The sequence below is a fragment of the Streptomyces sp. NPDC054765 genome (genome assembly GCF_053612065.1).
This window is the reverse complement of record NZ_JBSHBP010000013.1, coordinates 80577-95579: the sequence shown is the minus strand read 5'-3', so window position 1 is coordinate 95579 and position 15003 is coordinate 80577. Positions and strand designations below refer to the sequence as shown.

Here is a 15003-nt window from a genome sequence, read left to right as displayed (position 1 = left end):
GCATGACAGACGCTTCCACTCCCGCTTCCGCGCCGCAGGCACCCGCGGCGCCCGAGAAGGTTCCGCACGCCGGCAAGAAGGCCAAGGACCTCAACGAGATCATCCGCTACACCCTCTGGTCGGTGTTCAAGCTGCGCGAGGTCCTCCCGGAGGACCGCACCGGCTACGCCGAGGAGGTCGAAGAGCTGTTCGCGCAGCTCGCGGCCAAGGACGTGGTGGTGCGCGGCACCTATGACGTGTCCGGCCTGCGTGCCGACGCCGACGTGATGATCTGGTGGCACTCGGAGAGCTCGGACGCCCTCCAGGAGGCTTACAACCTCTTCCGCCGCACCCGTCTGGGCCGTGCGCTGGAGCCGGTCTGGTCGAACATGGCGCTGCACCGCCCCGCCGAGTTCAACAAGTCGCACATCCCGGCCTTCCTGGCCGACGAGCAGCCGCGCGCCTATGTGAGCGTCTACCCCTTCGTGCGCTCTTACGAGTGGTACCTCCTCCCCGACGAGGACCGCCGCCGGATGCTGGCCGACCACGGCAAGATGGCCCGTGGCTTCCCGGACGTGCGCGCCAACACCGTGCCGTCGTTCTCGCTCGGCGACTACGAGTGGGTGCTCGCGTTCGAGGCCGATGAGCTCTACCGCATCGTCGACCTGATGCGTCATCTGCGCGGCTCCGAGGCACGGATGCACGTCCGCGAGGAGATCCCGTTCTACACCGGACGCCGTAAGCCGGTCTCCGAGCTGGTCGCCGGTCTGGCGTAACCGGCAAGCGGCGCGGCCGGCGCCGCCGCGGACAGCGCCACGGGCCGCCCCCCCAGGGGACGGCCCGTGGCGTCTGCGGTCCTGGCTACTTCCCCGGCAGCGCGTGCTGCGCCCGGGTCGCCTGCTGGCCCGGTACCGGCTCCGCGCGCGGCGGGCAGTACACCTTGTGCGCCGGGATCTTCCCGTCCAGCAGATACGCGTCGACGTACTTGTTCACACAGGCGTTGTCACCGAACCCGATGCCGTGTGTGCCCGCCCCGTTCTCGGTGACCAGTGAGGAGCCGGGCAGCCGGTGCTGCAGCTCCAGCGCACCCCGGTACGGCGTCGCCGCGTCCCGCTCGGCCGCCAGCAGCAGCACCGGCGGCAGCGCGCCGGGCTCCGTGTGGATGTCGAGCGGACCCCGCTGCCCGTGCAGCGCGTCGTCGAGCGCGGTCGAGGCCGCACGGCCGGCGGCGTCGGCCAGGTCCTGTCCGCCGGCGTGGCCGCCCGCCCGGTGTGCCGCCGCGTCGAGCTCGGCCGCGGCCGTCTCCGACCGGTCGGGCCAGAAGGCGCACGGCAGATTCATCCAGGCGTTGTCCCAGGTCTCGAAGGGGGCGATCCGGGCGACTTCGGTGTTGTCCCGGTCCCAGGTGCGCCAGCTGTGCGGCCAGCGCGCGTCATTGCACTCCACGGCGGTGTAGACGGCGTTGGCGTTCTCCTCGTCCTTGGCGCCGACGGACCGCGGCAGGGCCTGGGCGATCAGCGGCTTGGGGTCGCCGTGCAGATACCCCGAGAGCGCCTCGGCGCGCACCGGCCAGAAGGCGTCGTTGTAGCCGGTCTTGAGGAACGCCGACTGCAGCTGGCCGGCCCCGATCTTCCCGTTGAGCGGATTGCGGCGCAGCTTCTTCGCGGCCGTGTCGTAGGCGCGCTGCACCGCCCTCTTGGACGTACCGAGGTGGTAGCGGTCATCGTGCCCGGCGGTCCAGCGCAGCCAGTCGCTCCAGCGGCGCTGGAAGGCGATGTCCTGGTCGAGGTTGTTGCGGTACCAGATCTGCCGGGGCGCGGGATTGACCACACTGTCGAAGAGCATCCGCCGGACGTGGCCGGGGAAGAGCGTCGCATAGACCGCGGCGAAGTACGTCCCGTAGGAGGCGCCCATGAACGTCAGCTTCTTCTCGCCGAGCGCGGCCCGCAGCATGTCCAGGTCACGGGCGTTGTTGACGGAGTTGTAGTACGGCAGGTCCGCACCGGCCCGGCGGACGCAGCCGCGGGCGTACTTTCTGGCCTCGGCCACCTTCCGGCGCTTGAAGGCCGCGTCGGGGTGTGGCCGGCTGTCGGTGGGCGCCTTGGCGAACTCCTTGGGGTCCTCGCACGACAGCGGCGCCGAGCGGCCCACGCCACGCGGCGCATAGCCCACGAAGTCATAGGCGCGGGCCAGCCTGCTCCACTTGGGAAGCCCGCCGTAGAGCGGGAACTCCATGCTGGACGCGCCGGGGCCGCCCGGGTTGAAGACCATGGCGCCCTGCCGTTCGCCGCGCGCGGTGGCACGGGCCCGGCTGACGGTGAGGCTGATCTTCTTGCCGTCGGGGCGCCCGTAGTCGAGGGGAACGGTGAGTCGGCCGCACTCGACGGACGACGGCAGATGCTCCACCGCTGCGCAGCGGCCGAATTCGATGCGGTGCGGGGCGGGCGCGGGTGGTGCGGCGGCGGCCCCCGTGGCGCCGCCTGCCGGGGCAGTGGCGAGGGCGGTCACCAACAGCGACCCGATGGTGCCGTACAACGCAAGTGCTCTCACTGGCCGTCCCTTCGTGTGTGCATACAAAAGGGATAGTTGGGGCGGCGATTGTCGTTGTAAAGCACCTGGCACCGGTGTCGGTGCCTATGCCCCGGAAGAGTGGAGCGCGGCGCGCAAGGTGGGGTCGGTGAGGGCAATGGGGCCGCGGAGGGCGGACGAGGTGAGGGAGGCAGGGGCGGCGGGGGAGTCGGCAGTGCGCGGCAGCTGCTCTTCGCCGGCGTCGGGGGCCCAGTCGCTGTACGGGTGGAGCTCGAAGCGGGCCACGGCCCAGGCGCCGAGGGTGCGGATCAGGGGGGCGAGTACCAGGCCAGGAGCATCCCGTCGTCCGCGCCGGCCGGCGCCGTCCGGTAGGAGGCGAGGGTGGACAGCACCACCAGGAGGGCGGCACCCCGTACCAGGCGGACGGCCGTGGCGACGCCCGGACGGGCCGCGGAGGGCAGCGCCGGTCCGTCGGTCACCAGCCGGTCGCCCACCTCGCGCACCGCGTCGTCATCGGCGAGGGCGTGCCGTGTCGCCGGTATGCGGCGCTGCCCTCCGGGCCCGATGGCGCTCGGCGTGGCCCGCTCGACGGCGTCCTTGCCGACCGGGTCGACGACGGTGGCCCAGCCGGTGTCGGCGAGCAGCAGCCGCCGCTGCTGAGCCATCAGCACCAGGACCGGATCGGCGAGCCGGTGCGGGCCGCCGGAGAGATGGGCCATCTCGTAGAGGGTCAGTGCAAGGCGGTGGCCCCCGTCGGCAGCTCACCGTGCGGGCGGCGCCTGGTACCACGGTCACCTCCGGCCCAGGGCATGCCGTGCGGCGCGCACCAGCCGGGCCAGGGGGTGTGCGGACGGTGGCTTCGGGCCGGCGCGGTCCCGCCACCAGCGCGTCAACTCCTGCCGAGCGGCCGGGTCTTCAGGATGTCCCCGGTCCAGCAGATGCGCCGCGAAGTCCAGGGCGTCCTGGCGGTAGCCGCCGCCCATGGGCCGGTGCCGCGCATAGCCGAGGAATGCGGCCCGGTAGTCCGAGCCGAGGATCTCGGGCAGCTCGGGCGCGACCTTGGCGACGACCGCGGCCCGCTTGGCGGTCAGCGCCCGGCTCTGCACCCGCAGCCGTGCGTGGTCGAAGCCCTCGGGGGCCGGGGCCCCCGCGACCAGCGCGGACAGCAGCGCGGTCTGCGCCCGCGCCAGCCGCTGCCGCGCCGCGTCGGTGCCCGTGGCCGGGTCACCGCCCGCCTCGCCGCCCGTACCGGCGGGTGCGCCGGGCGCCGCCTCAGGGGCGGGCGTCGCCTCAGCGCCGGGCGCCGCCTCAGGGGCGGGCGCTGCCTCAGCGTCGGGCGCCACCTCAGGGACGGGCGTCGCCTCAGGGACGGGCGCCGCCTCGGCGATGTGCATCGGCTCAGCGACGGGGACCGTGTCCGGCCGGGTGCGGGCGTCCAGTGCGCTCTCCGGTACCGGCTCAAGCCGCCCGGACATGGCGGGCCTCCTTCAGCACGGTGCGGATCGCCTCGAGTTCACCGGCCAGCTCGCCGCCCCCGGGGAAGTCCTCGTCCCGCTCCAGCAGCACACCGGGCGGGACGGTCCGGGCGCACAGCTCGGCGAGGACATCCAGCACGGGCCGGGTCACCGGGTGGGCATGGCTGTCGTGCCACACCCCGTCCCGCTCCACACCGCCCGCGACATGGACGTAGGCGAGGGCCTCGACCGGCAGTTCGTCCAGGGTGACTGCCGGGTCCTCACCTCGGTTGACGTGGTTCGTATGGAGGTTGGCGACATCGATGAGCAGCCGCACCCCGGTCCGCTCGACGAGTTCGGCCAGGAACTGCCCCTCGGTCAGCTCCTCGCCCGGCCAGTTGACGAGGGCGGCGATGTTCTCCAGCGCCAGCGGCACCGGCAGCGCGTCCTGGGCGATCCGTACGTTCTCGCACAGCACGTCCAGCGCGTCACGGGTGCGCGGTACGGGCAGCAGATGGCCGGCCTCCATACGGGGGGACGCGGTGCGCGGACCACCGGCCCGGACGAAGGCGATGTGCTCGGTGACCAGCGGTGCGCCGAGCAGCTCGGCGCGCTCGGCGAGGGCGGACAGCCGGCCGGCGTCCGGACGGTCGGCGCCGCCGAGGCCGAGTGAGACCCCGTGCGGGATGACGGTCGTGCCGCGCTCGCGCAACTCCTGCAGGGCGTACGGCAGATGGCCGGGGCAGATGTTCTCCGCCACCACCTCGACCCAGTCCACCCCGGGCAGCTCCGCGATCTCCGCGGCGATTTCCGGCCGCCAGCCGATTCCCGTACCCAGGCGCTTCATGGCTCCCCCTCTCACTCCGTGGTGTGGGTACTCCTGGCCGCGGCAGGACGCGGCGAACCCTCCGGCGAACGATTTCAGAGGTTGATTTGAGCTTCCTCCGCGAGGGTGCGGAGCCGGCCCGGTGAGTTCCGGCTCCGGCCCGCAACGCCTGCGCGGCAGCGCCCTCCGCGGCGCGGGGTGGCCGACGGCGACCGTGCACGGGCCCGGCGTGATCTCCCTCGGGGCCGGCGCCGCGCACTTCGCTCTCAGGTGGCCGGGCTTCCGGGTGCGAGAAGAGTCCGGCGGACGGCGCTGCGGAGCCACTGGTGGCCTCGGTCGGCTGCGTGACGGGGGTGCCATGCCATGCCGATGGTCAGTGGCGGCAGGGGCAGGGGGATGTCGAGGAGGCGCAGGCCGAGGGTGGCGGCGGCGTCGGTGAGGGGGAAAGGGACGACGCCGGGGGGTGCGCTGGGGATGAGGCAGACGACATCGCTGCGGGCAGCGAGGGCCATCGCGGCCAGGTGGCCGGGGAGGACGACAGTGACCCGCCGGTGGAGGTTCCGCTCGGCCAGCGCGGCGTCCAGGGGGCCGGCGAACCGGCCGCGGCGGCTCACCACAACATGTTCGGCGGCAGCGAGCCGGTCCGGGGTCAGGGACCCTTCGGTGAGGGGGTGGCCGGGCCGGACGGCCGCCGCCATCCGGAAGGTGACCAGTTCCTCGACCTGGGTCTCGGGGTCGACGTGGTCGATGGATCCGACCTCCAGGTCGATCCGGCCCTCGCGCAGGGCCGGTCCGGCTTCCCATTCCTCGGCCCGGAAGCGCAACGAGACCCCCGGCGCCTCCTGCCGGGCCAGCCGCAGCAGCCCGGGGGCCAGTGCCGCGCCGACCAGGTCGGCCGCTTGGAGGGTGAAGGTGCTGCGCAGGTCGGCGGGGTCGACGCCGGCGTCGGGAGCGAGCAGTGCCCCGAGGCGGTGCACCACCGCGGCGGCCTCCTCGCGCAGGGCCTGGGCGCGGGGGGTGGGGACCATGGCCTGGCCGGCCCGGACCAGCAGGGGGTCTTGGAGGATGCGCCGGAGACGGGCGAGAGTGCGGCTCATGGCGGCGGGCGACGTGTGCAGGCGGGCGGCGGCGCGGGTGACGCTCTGCTCGGCCAGCAGAGCGTCCAGCGCGACGGCGAGATTGGCGTCGATAACAGGCTCTGAACTGCTGCTCATCGGCATAATTCCATTTCAGGCAATGATTCAGTGCTGAAGTTCCCATTGTGGCAACACTGTGGTGCTCCGCAGGATGACGGACGTACCGATCCGGCACGACCCCTGAGGTTTTCATGATCGTCATCACTGCTCCCACCGGGAACATCGGCCGCCACCTGCTGCCCCTGCTCCTGGAGTCCGCCCCCGCCCACGACGAGGAATTGCGTGTGGTCGTGCGCGACCCCGCCCGGCTTCCCGACGAGGTGCGCGAACACGTCGAGGTGATCACCGGCTCGCACGGCGACGCCGAGGTCGTCGACCGGGCCTTCGAGGGTGCGGACGCCGTGTTCTGGCTCGTCCCCCCGGACTCCTCCCTGGCCCCGGAGGACACCTTCTGCGGCTTCACCCGCCCCGCCGCGAAGGCCCTCGCCGCGCACGGCGTCGGCCACGTCGTCGGCGTCTCCGCGCTCGGCCGCGGCACCCCGGTCGCCGACCGCGCGGGACTCGTCACCGCTTCCCTCGCCATGGACGGCCTCCTCACCGACACCGGTGTCGCCTACCGCGCCCTGGCCAACCCGTCCTTCTTCGAGAACATCCTGGAGGAGGCCGACTCGATCCGTGAGAAGGGTGTCTTCACCGACGCCGTCGACGCCGACCGCAAGGCCCCCCTCGTCTCCGTCGCCGACATTGCGGCCGTCGCCGCCGGCCTGCTGCTGGAGCGCTCGTGGACCGGCAGCGACAACGTCCCGGTCCTCGGGCCGCAGGACCTGTCCCCCAACGACCTCGCCCGCATCATGACCGAGCAGCTCGGCCGCCCCGTCCGCTACGAACGCCGGCCGCTCGACGAGCTGTACACCACCCTCGTCGGCTACGGCCTCAACGAGGCGTTCGTCCAGGGCATCGTCGACATGAAGCGGGCCAAGGACGAGGGCCTTGACGCGGGGGTCGCCCGCACCCCGGACACCGCCTCCCGCACCACCTTCGAACAGTGGTGCGCCCAGACCCTCAAGCCCGCCGTCCTCTCCTGAGGACGCGCCACCCCCGCACCGGAACACACGATGCCCAGCACACCACAACCCACTGCCACTCCGGAGGGTCCCGCCATGCCCGTTGAGGAAACCGCACCGCCGGTCACCGCGTTCATGCTCATCAAGACCAGGCCCGAATGGCTCGCCATGACCCCCCAGGAGCGGATGACGGCCTTCGCCACCCAGGTCGTCCCCGCGATCAAGGCCAAGACGACCGGCGTCCGGTCACGCTTCTACGACACGGAGTTCTACTCCACCCGCGTCACCGACGTCTGGGTCTGGGAAGCCGACGACCACGGCGCCTATCAGCTCCTCATCGACGCGCTGCGCGAAACCCCGTTCTGGGACCGCTACTTCGAGGTCGTCGACCTCCTCGTCGGCACCGAGAACGGCTATGCCCGTACCTACGGCTTCGACCCCGTCGCCACCCTCACCACCTGATACACCGCCCGACCCGCGCTGCCGGTGTCCTCCGTCCCCTTGGGCCGGAGGACATCGGCGCGGGGCGCGTTCGGCGCGGGAGCGGCCCGCCTGTGGATGTCGTCAGCGCGGGAGGGATCTGACGTGGTCCACTCCGTCGACTGCAACGGTCTTCCCGGGGGCGATCTCCGTGAATCCGGCATCGTGGACCACCGGCAGGCCGCTGCGGGTCAGCCTCTCCCACTCCGCGCTCGGGGCGGTCCGTACGGACAGTGGGAACCCGGCCGCGCGCCAGGCCGCCCGCTCCTGCTCGGACAGCTCCCACCAGGCCAGCTGCGCGCCGTGTCCGGCCTGTGCCATCGCCTTGCCCGCGGTCATCTCCAGCTCGGGGCTGAGCCAGAGCACCGGTGCGTCCGCGACCGGCGCACCGGGGGGTTCGGGGTCGTCCAGCTCCGTGCCGGATACCTGCAGACGCACCAGATCCTTCGGCCAGCCGTCCAGCGGCACCGGCGGGAAGACCCGTACCTCGGCGCGGTGGCCGGTGACCGTGATGCCCGGCAGCGCCCCGGCCCGCCGCCACTCCGCGCCGCGCGCCCGGCGCACCACCTTCCGGATCCGGGCGTCCTGCCAGTCCCGCACCGCCGCGGCCCACTCGCCGTCCCCGGCCGACCGCTCGTCTGACAGCAGCACCAGCACCGCGCGCGCCGCCGTCTCCAGCGCGTCCGTACGCGCCGGTGGCTCGGCCCGCTCGATCCGCGCGACGAGCGGCAGCACGAACTGCGGTGCCGCGTCCCGGCCGGTGTCTTCGTGGCGCACGGGGACGGCGGAGTCGTTGCCGGGCTGTCCGGCGGTCTCACTGCTGGTCACCCGCCCAGTCTGCCAGCCGCCACCGACAGCGCCCCCGCCACCGCTCCCGCCCTCCCGCCGGGCGGCCCGCCGGCCGGCCGGGCGCGGAGCCCAACGCCGCCTTCCCGACGCCGGGTTGCTGCCCGCAGGGGGATTGCGCCCCGGGCGGACGCCGGGCAGCCGGTCCGGCTACCGTCGGGGAGGGCGGAGCGGGCGGGGGCCGCCGGGAGGCAGCGGAGGTGCCGGAACACATGCGGAGGTGCCGGAACACATGAGGCTGGACGGGGTGGGGCGCCGCTACGGAGTGCGCGGTCCCTGGGTGCTGCGGGAGGTGCAGCTCGATGTGCCCGCAGGTGCGCTGCTGCGCATCGAGGGGAGCAACGGCAGCGGGAAGTCCACCCTGCTGCGGCTGTTGGCCGGGATCGACCGGCCCAGTACCGGACGTATCACCGGCCGCCCGCGCAGCGCCTATGTGCCCGAACGGTTCCCGGCCGAGCTGCCCTTCACCGCCCTCGGCTACCTCACCCACCTCGGCCGCATCCACGGTCTGCGCGGCCCCGAGGCGGCCCGCCGCGCCACCGAGTGGCTCGAACGCTTCGGGGCGGCCGGGCATGCGCGTACCCGGCTGGCGGAGCTGTCCAAGGGCACGAGCCAGAAGGTCGCGGTCGCCCAGGCACTGCTCGCCGAGCCCGGACTCCTGGTCCTGGACGAGGCCTGGACCGGCCTGGACCGCAGCGCGCGGGAGGTGCTCGACCGGGCGGTTGCCGAGCGGGTCGCGGACGGCGGCACCGTCGTGTTCGTCGACCACGATCCGCAGCGGCTGGCGGGCGCGGCCGACGCCCGCTACCGAGTCGCGGACGGACGGCTGTCGGCCGGTGCGGAGAGCGGCCCGGCGGCGGAACCGGCGGCCGTGCCGGGCACGAGAGTGGTCATCGAGGCCGAGGGCCCGCCGGGAGCGGCGCTGCCCGGCGGCCCCGAGCGTGCGTCCGCCGGAGCGCCACGGCTGCCCGGCGGTCCGCAGATCGCTCCGGGACCGGACGGCACGACCCGTCTGACGGTCCCGGCCGTCCACTCCGACGCCGTGCTGCGCGCCCTGCTCACCGCCAGGCCGCCCTGGCACATCCGCTCGGTCACCGCCGCCGGGGCGTGGCCGGATCAAGTGTCCGCGACCGGCGACGGGACGGTCCTGCGCAACGGGACGGTGCGCCGCGCCGGGACGGCTCCGGGCGACGCTCCCGCCCCCACCTCCGAACCCGCACCTGCCCCCGCCCCCGCACCCGCACCCGACGAGGCCCCCCTCCTGTGATCGCTCTCCTCCGCTACCAGGCGGCGCTGCTCGTCGGCTCGCACCGCTGGCTGCCGCCGGTCGTCCTCTACGCCGCCTGGCTGGCCATCGGCGTCCAGAGCGGCGGCCCGATCCTCGACGCATTCGGCTATGCCGCCGGCGGTGTGCTGCCGGCCGCCGTATGGCTGACCCGGGTCTGTGTCACCAACGAGCCGCCGGCCGCCCGCAATTGCACCGCCGCGGCCGCCGGGCCCGGCCGGGCCCATCTCGCCGGCGTACTGACCGCGGCCTGCGCCGCGCTGCTCCTGACGCTCCTGGGGACGGCGCTGGTCGTGCTGCTGTCCGACCCGCACTCCACCGGCCACCAGGTGCCGGTCCCGGTCCTGCCCGCGACCGTCGCCGGGCTGCTCGCCGCGCTGGCCTGCCTGCTGACGGGCACGGCAGTCGGCGTGCTGAGCAACCGGCCGGTGCTGCGCAGCCCCGGCTGGAGCATCCCGGTGGGCATGACCGCCGCGCTGCTGCTGCTCGTGCTGTCCGTGTCGCCCGCCAACGCCGCCCTCTCGGGCCTGGTCACCGGCTCCGCCCACGGCACGGTCCACACCCCCTGGCTGCCGCTCGCCGCCACCGTCCTCATCGCGGCCGCCACCACCGCCGTCGCCTGCGCCCTCAGCTCCCGCCGGGGGTGAGGCGGCCGGGGCGAGGCGACGAGGTGAAGAGCTCCGTGAGGCTTCCGGAGAAGGCGATTCCCGCCCCCAGCACACCGGTTCTCACCAGGATCTGACGTCGTGTCGCGGACATGGGCAACTCCCTGTTGGCGGACAGGTGACGTAACCCGCTCGTGTGTACCACGCGGCCCGGTCGCCGGGAACCAGGCCGCGGTCCGGGTGTCGCCGGGGTCCCTACCGGGAGCCGTCGGCCACCAGCGGGCCCGCGTCGCGCGCCAGCGCCGTCAGCCGGGAGATCGCCCGGAAGTACTTCTTGCGGTAGCCGCCGCGCAGCATCTCCTCGCTGAACAGCTCGTCGAAGGCCTTGCCGGAGGTCAGTACCGGCACCTCACGGTCGTAGAGCCGGTCGGCGAGGACGACCAGGCGCAGCGCCGTGGACTGGTCGGGCACCGCCTGGACGTCCGTGAGGCAGACCGCCTCGATGCCGTCGCACATCGCGCCGTAGCGGCTGGGGTGCACCTTGGACAGATGGTCCAGCAGGGAGGGGAAGTCGTCGAGCGAGGCACCGGGCGTGCGGTATGCCGTGCGGGTGACGGTCTCGTCGTCGTACGGGGCGGGCGCCTCGGGCAGGCCGCGGTGGCGGTAGTCCTCACCGTCGATCCGCAGCGGACGGAAATGGGCGCCCAGGCCCTGGATCTCCCGCAGGAAGTCGGCGGCGGCGAACCGGCCCTCGCCGAGCTTGCCGGGCAGCGTGTTGGAGGTGGCGGCCAGCGCCACACCGGCGTCCACCAGCTTGCCGAGCAGGGTGGAGACCAGCACCGTGTCGCCGGGGTCGTCCAGCTCGAACTCGTCGATGCACAGCAGCTTGTGCTCGCCGAGGGTGCGTACGGTCTGCTGGAAGCCGAGCGCACCGACGAGGTTCGTCAGCTCGACGAAGGTGCCGAAGGCCTTGCGTTCGGCCGGGGCGGGGGTGGCGTGCCACAGGGAGGCGAGCAGATGCGTCTTGCCGACGCCGTAGCCGCCGTCCAGATAGACGCCGCGCGGGCCCTTGGGAGCGGCCGGCTTCCTGGCGAACCAGCGGCGCTTTGCGGTGCTCGGGCCGGCCCCGCCGTCGATGCTGTCCGCGAAGTCGCTCAGGACCTGGACGGCCGCGGCCTGGCTGGGCTGTCCGGCGTCCGGGATATAGGTGTCGAAGCGGGCGCCCTGGAAGCGCGGCGGCGGCACCATCTCGGCGACCAGGCGGTCGGCCGGGACGTGCGGGGCGCGGGCGGTGAGCGCGGCGGGCGCCGCCTCGTCCCCGTCGGCCGGCGGTCCGGCTATCGGGTCGGGCTGCGGGGAAGAGGGCTGGGAAGGCGACACAGCCGTCCAGCCTATCTCCTGTGCGGTGGCTGCCGGTCCGCTGAGCGAGGCATGTCACACTGCCGCCATGCGACGCCTGTTCCCTCTCCCCGCCCCCTCCGCACCGGCCCCTGACGCCGACAACACCGAGGTGGGCGCGATCGGCCCCGCGGACCGCGCATGGACGCTGCACGAGCTGGCCGACGCCTACGCGTACCCGGCGGCGGACGACCCGGTGCGCTCGGGGCGCACCGGCTGGCTGCGGGCGAACATGGTGTCGTCCGTGGACGGTGCCGCCCACCACGAGGGCCGCTCACAGCCGCTCTCCAGCGAGGCCGACATGCGGATCTTCGGGGTGCTGCGGGGGCTCGCGGACGCGGTGGTGGTGGGCGCGGAGACGGTGCGGCAGGAGGGCTACCGGCCGGCCCGTGCCCGGGAGGCGTTCGCCGCCCGCCGGGCCGCCGCCGGCCAGGGACCGGCCCCCGCCATCGCCGTGGTGACCGCCGGCCTCGGGCTGGACTTCACCCTGCCGTTGTTCACCGAGCCGCTGGTGCCCACCCTCGTGCTGACCGGCGCGGGCGCGCCGGCCGACCGGGTGGCCGAGGCCCGCGCCGCGGGCGCCGAGGTGCTGTTCGCCGGCGAGGGGCAGGGCGTCGATCCGGCCCGGGTGGCCGCGGTGCTGGCCGGGCGGGGCCATACCCGGCTGCTGACGGAGGGCGGGCCGATGCTGCTGGGGCAGTTCGCGGCGGCCGGAGCGCTGGACGAGCTGTGTCTGTCGCTGGCTCCGGTGGTCGCCGTGGGCGAGGCACCGAGGATCATGAACGGCCCCGCCGTGCCGGTGCCGGAGCGGTTCGCCCTGGCGTCGGTACTGGAGGAGGCCGGGTTCCTCTTCACTCGCTACCGTCGGTCCTGACAATCGGCGGAATTATCTGTTCCGCTTAGCTTCCGTTGGGCACACTGAAAGCCAACAGGTCCCGCACGGCGACGGGGCAGGATGGTGTCTGTCGGGCTCCGTGCCATGCGGCGCCCCGAAGAGAAGAAGGGCGTCCATCGTGTTCACGAGCGTATTGATGATCGAGAAGCCACTGACGCCCGCCGACGTGGAGTTTGTGACCACCCTGCACGGCGATGACCGGATCTCGTTCGTCGTGCTCATGCAGCCTCGCGGCAAGCAGGATGTTCTGCTACGGGCCATCGACGACGTCGCTCTCGGTGAGTTCGACGACGCCGTACGGGAGGGCGAGGAGCCGGGCGGCGCCCGTGCCGAGGCCCCCGCCGAGCTGGCCCTGGCCCACACCCTGCAGGCGCTGCGCGACACCGGCGCACAGGCCGTCGGGCAGGTGGTCGAGGACCATCCGCTGGACCTGCTGCGGTCCGTCGTGGACCAGACCGGCGCGGACGAGGTGATCGTGCTGACCACCCCGCACTTCGTGGAGGAGTTCTTCCACCGCGACTGGGCCTCCCGCGCCCGCCACAAGGTCGGTGTCCCGGTCCTCAAGCTCTTCTCGCACGCGGCGGACGACCAGCCCCAAGGGACCGCCGGGGGCTGACCGGCCCACCGCTGCCGGGCCCGTCCGTCCGGGTCACGGACGGACGGGCCCGGGGCGGAGCCGGCCGTCCCGCACCTCGGCGACCCGGTCCGCCGTGGCCAGATGCGCGGTGTCATGGGTGACCAGCACCGTCGCGGTGGCGCGCTGCCGGGTGAGGGTGCGCAGCAGATCGAGCACCGCGGCGCCCCGCTCGTGGTCCAGGGCGCTGGTCGGCTCGTCCACCAGCAGCACCGCGGGCTCGTTCATCAGCGCCCGCGCGATATTGATCCGCTGCCGCTGACCGCCCGACAGCTGATGCGGCCGCCTGGCCGCCTGACCCTCCAGGCCGACCGCCGCCAGCAGCTCCCGTGCGCGGACCCGCGCCGTACGGGGCGAGCGGCCGTCCAGATGGGCCATCACCTGCAACTGCTCGGCGGCGGTCAGCGACGGCAGCAGATTCGGCTGCTGGAAGACCGTGCCGATCGTGGTGCGGCGCAGCGCCGTCAGCTCGGCGCGGCCGAGCCCCGTGGTGTCGGTGCCGTCGATCACCACCCGTCCGCGGTCGGGGCCGATCAGCGTGGCGGCGACCGCGAGCAAGCTGGACTTACCGGACCCGGACGGGCCGATCACCGCGGTCAGGCATCCGGCGGGCACGGTCAGCGAGACCTCGTCCAGCGCGGTCAGCCGGGCATCGCCGTCGGGGTAGGTGAGGGTGACATCGGTCAGTTCGAGGCTCATCGGGCACTTCCCAGGGCGGTCAGCGGGTCGACGGACGTGATGCGGCGGATGGCGAGTGCGGCGCCGGCGGCACCCAGCGCGATCATGATCAGGGCGGGGACCAGCACGGTGGACGGGGCCAGCACAAACGGCACCGTGCCGCCGATCCCGGCGCCCACCACGGCCGCCACGGCGGTGCCCAGGCCGGTCCCGGCCACCAGCAGGACGACGGCCTGGCCGAGCGCGTCCCGCAGCAGATAGCGGGTCGAGGCGCCCAGCGCCTTCAGCACGGCGACATCGCCACCGCGCTGGATCGTCCACACCGTGAAGAACGCGCCGATGACCAGCGCGGAGATGGCGAACAGAAAGCCGCGCATCAGCTGCAGCGAACCGTTCTCGGCGGCGAACGAGCCGATGGCCTGCAAGGCGTCGCCGGTGGCGACGGTCCTCGTGCCGAGCGCCTTGTCGGCGGCCGCCAGACCGGCCGTCCCGGAGGTGGAGAGGGCGAGCACGGTCGCTCCCGCAAAGTCGCCGGATGCGCGGCTCTCCCCGGGGGCGGGGCTCCGGCCGGCAGCCGGACCGGAGGCACTCGTCAGCCCTTGCCAGTCCTCCAACGACGTCCAGACCACCGGCGTATGGCTGTACATCGCCGTGCCCGACACCGCCGCGACCCGGAACGTCCGGCCGCCCAGCGTCAGCGCGTCCCCGGCCCGTACCCCGAGCGAGGCCGCGGCCTTCTCGGACAGCACCACCGCACCGTCACCGACCCGCCCCGGCGCCGGCGCGGCCCCCGGCCGCACCCCGAACGCCGACACCGCAGCGGTCCGGCCGCCCGCCCCGGCCTTCGTCGTCGTGATCCCCACCGGATCGGCGCGCCGTACGCCCGGCACCCGCGCCCAGGCCCGTACGGTCCGCTCCGTCAGCCGCGAATCGGTGAAGGCGACCTCCCTGCCGTCGGCGGGCGCCGAGAACACCAGGTGGTCGGCGGGCAGCCCGGTGATCGCCGAGGTGTTCTCCCGGCCCAGGCCCGCCGTCAGGCCCGACAGCAGACCCACCAGCATCGTGATCAGCACGATGACGGTGCCCATCAGGGCGAACCGCCCCTTGGCATATCTCAGGTCCCTCCAGGCGACGAACACAGACGGAGCCCTCCTCGGATCGGGGCGCCGGACCCCACTGCCCGGCGGCGTGCCC

14 protein-coding genes and 2 pseudogenes are annotated in these 15003 nt (G+C 73.7%); 7 read left to right on the top strand and 9 right to left on the bottom strand.

Annotated features, from left to right (window positions below):
• Positions 1-2: 2 nt before the first annotated feature.
• Positions 3-755: a hydrogen peroxide-dependent heme synthase gene (hemQ, locus tag ACWGJY_RS11695; RefSeq protein WP_453260601.1), complete on the top strand. Its 753-nt coding sequence runs from the start codon at positions 3-5 to the stop codon at positions 753-755.
• Positions 756-840: 85 nt separating this feature from the next.
• Here the strand turns inward: hemQ and ACWGJY_RS11690 are convergent, their stop codons facing one another.
• From ACWGJY_RS11690 to ACWGJY_RS11675, 4 genes and pseudogenes are all read right to left on the bottom strand, one after another.
• Positions 841-2529 (bottom strand): alpha/beta hydrolase, encoded by a 1689-nt coding sequence (locus tag ACWGJY_RS11690; RefSeq protein WP_453260600.1) that lies wholly within the window; start codon positions 2527-2529, stop codon positions 841-843.
• 84 nt (positions 2530-2613) lie between these two features.
• Positions 2614-3242: pseudogene (locus ACWGJY_RS11685) on the bottom strand (TIGR04222 domain-containing membrane protein); the annotation flags it as partial.
• A 57-nt stretch (positions 3243-3299) separates the two neighbouring features.
• Positions 3300-4809 (bottom strand): annotated as a pseudogene (locus ACWGJY_RS11680) (DUF692 domain-containing protein).
• 245 nt (positions 4810-5054) lie between these two features.
• Complete coding sequence (locus ACWGJY_RS11675; RefSeq protein ID WP_453260599.1) at positions 5055-6002, bottom strand: LysR family transcriptional regulator; 948 nt, start codon at positions 6000-6002, stop codon at positions 5055-5057.
• A 113-nt stretch (positions 6003-6115) separates the two neighbouring features.
• Between ACWGJY_RS11675 and ACWGJY_RS11670 the strand changes: the two genes are divergently transcribed.
• Together ACWGJY_RS11670 and ACWGJY_RS11665 are read left to right on the top strand one after the other, a co-directional pair.
• Positions 6116-7009, top strand: coding sequence for an NAD(P)H-binding protein (locus tag ACWGJY_RS11670; protein WP_453260598.1), 894 nt, complete (start codon positions 6116-6118; stop codon positions 7007-7009).
• A 75-nt stretch (positions 7010-7084) separates the two neighbouring features.
• Positions 7085-7450, top strand: a complete 366-nt coding sequence (locus ACWGJY_RS11665; protein ID WP_453260597.1) for a darcynin family protein — start codon at positions 7085-7087, stop codon at positions 7448-7450.
• Between the two features lie 102 nt (positions 7451-7552).
• Here the strand turns inward: ACWGJY_RS11665 and ACWGJY_RS11660 are convergent, their stop codons facing one another.
• Positions 7553-8296 carry a peptidyl-tRNA hydrolase gene (locus ACWGJY_RS11660; RefSeq protein WP_453260596.1) on the bottom strand — a complete coding sequence of 248 codons (744 nt, stop codon included), beginning with the start codon at positions 8294-8296 and terminating at the stop codon, positions 7553-7555.
• 250 nt (positions 8297-8546) lie between these two features.
• Between ACWGJY_RS11660 and ACWGJY_RS11655 the strand changes: the two genes are divergently transcribed.
• Positions 8547-9581, top strand: coding sequence for an ABC transporter ATP-binding protein (locus ACWGJY_RS11655; RefSeq protein ID WP_453260595.1), 1035 nt, complete (start codon positions 8547-8549; stop codon positions 9579-9581).
• Positions 9578-10246, top strand: coding sequence for an ABC transporter (locus tag ACWGJY_RS11650; RefSeq protein WP_453260594.1), 669 nt, complete (start codon positions 9578-9580; stop codon positions 10244-10246). The genes ACWGJY_RS11655 and ACWGJY_RS11650 overlap by 4 nt, the downstream gene beginning before the upstream one ends.
• Here the strand turns inward: ACWGJY_RS11650 and ACWGJY_RS11645 are convergent.
• Positions 10227-10358 carry a hypothetical protein gene (locus ACWGJY_RS11645; RefSeq protein ID WP_453260635.1) on the bottom strand — a complete coding sequence of 44 codons (132 nt, stop codon included), beginning with the start codon at positions 10356-10358 and terminating at the stop codon, positions 10227-10229. The genes ACWGJY_RS11650 and ACWGJY_RS11645 overlap by 20 nt on opposite strands.
• Positions 10359-10459: 101 nt before the next feature.
• Entirely contained in the window at positions 10460-11584 is a 1125-nt protein-coding gene (gene zapE, locus ACWGJY_RS11640) for a cell division protein ZapE (protein WP_453260593.1), read from the bottom strand.
• Between the two features lie 67 nt (positions 11585-11651).
• On the opposite strand from zapE, the gene ACWGJY_RS11635 reads away from it, so the two are divergent.
• Together ACWGJY_RS11635 and ACWGJY_RS11630 are read left to right on the top strand one after the other, a co-directional pair.
• On the top strand, positions 11652-12476 hold the full coding sequence (locus ACWGJY_RS11635) for a dihydrofolate reductase family protein (RefSeq protein ID WP_453260592.1): 825 nt from the start codon (positions 11652-11654) through the stop codon (positions 12474-12476).
• Between the two features lie 139 nt (positions 12477-12615).
• Complete coding sequence (locus tag ACWGJY_RS11630) at positions 12616-13113, top strand: indole-3-glycerol phosphate synthase (RefSeq protein WP_453260591.1); 498 nt, start codon at positions 12616-12618, stop codon at positions 13111-13113.
• Positions 13114-13146: 33 nt separating this feature from the next.
• Here the strand turns inward: ACWGJY_RS11630 and ACWGJY_RS11625 are convergent, their stop codons facing one another.
• Both ACWGJY_RS11625 and ACWGJY_RS11620 read right to left on the bottom strand, forming a co-directional pair.
• Positions 13147-13830 (bottom strand): ABC transporter ATP-binding protein, encoded by a 684-nt coding sequence (locus ACWGJY_RS11625; protein ID WP_453260590.1) that lies wholly within the window; start codon positions 13828-13830, stop codon positions 13147-13149.
• Positions 13827-14948 carry an ABC transporter permease gene (locus tag ACWGJY_RS11620; protein ID WP_453260589.1) on the bottom strand — a complete coding sequence of 374 codons (1122 nt, stop codon included), beginning with the start codon at positions 14946-14948 and terminating at the stop codon, positions 13827-13829. The genes ACWGJY_RS11625 and ACWGJY_RS11620 overlap by 4 nt, the downstream gene beginning before the upstream one ends.
• Between the last annotated feature and the right edge of the window lie 55 nt (positions 14949-15003).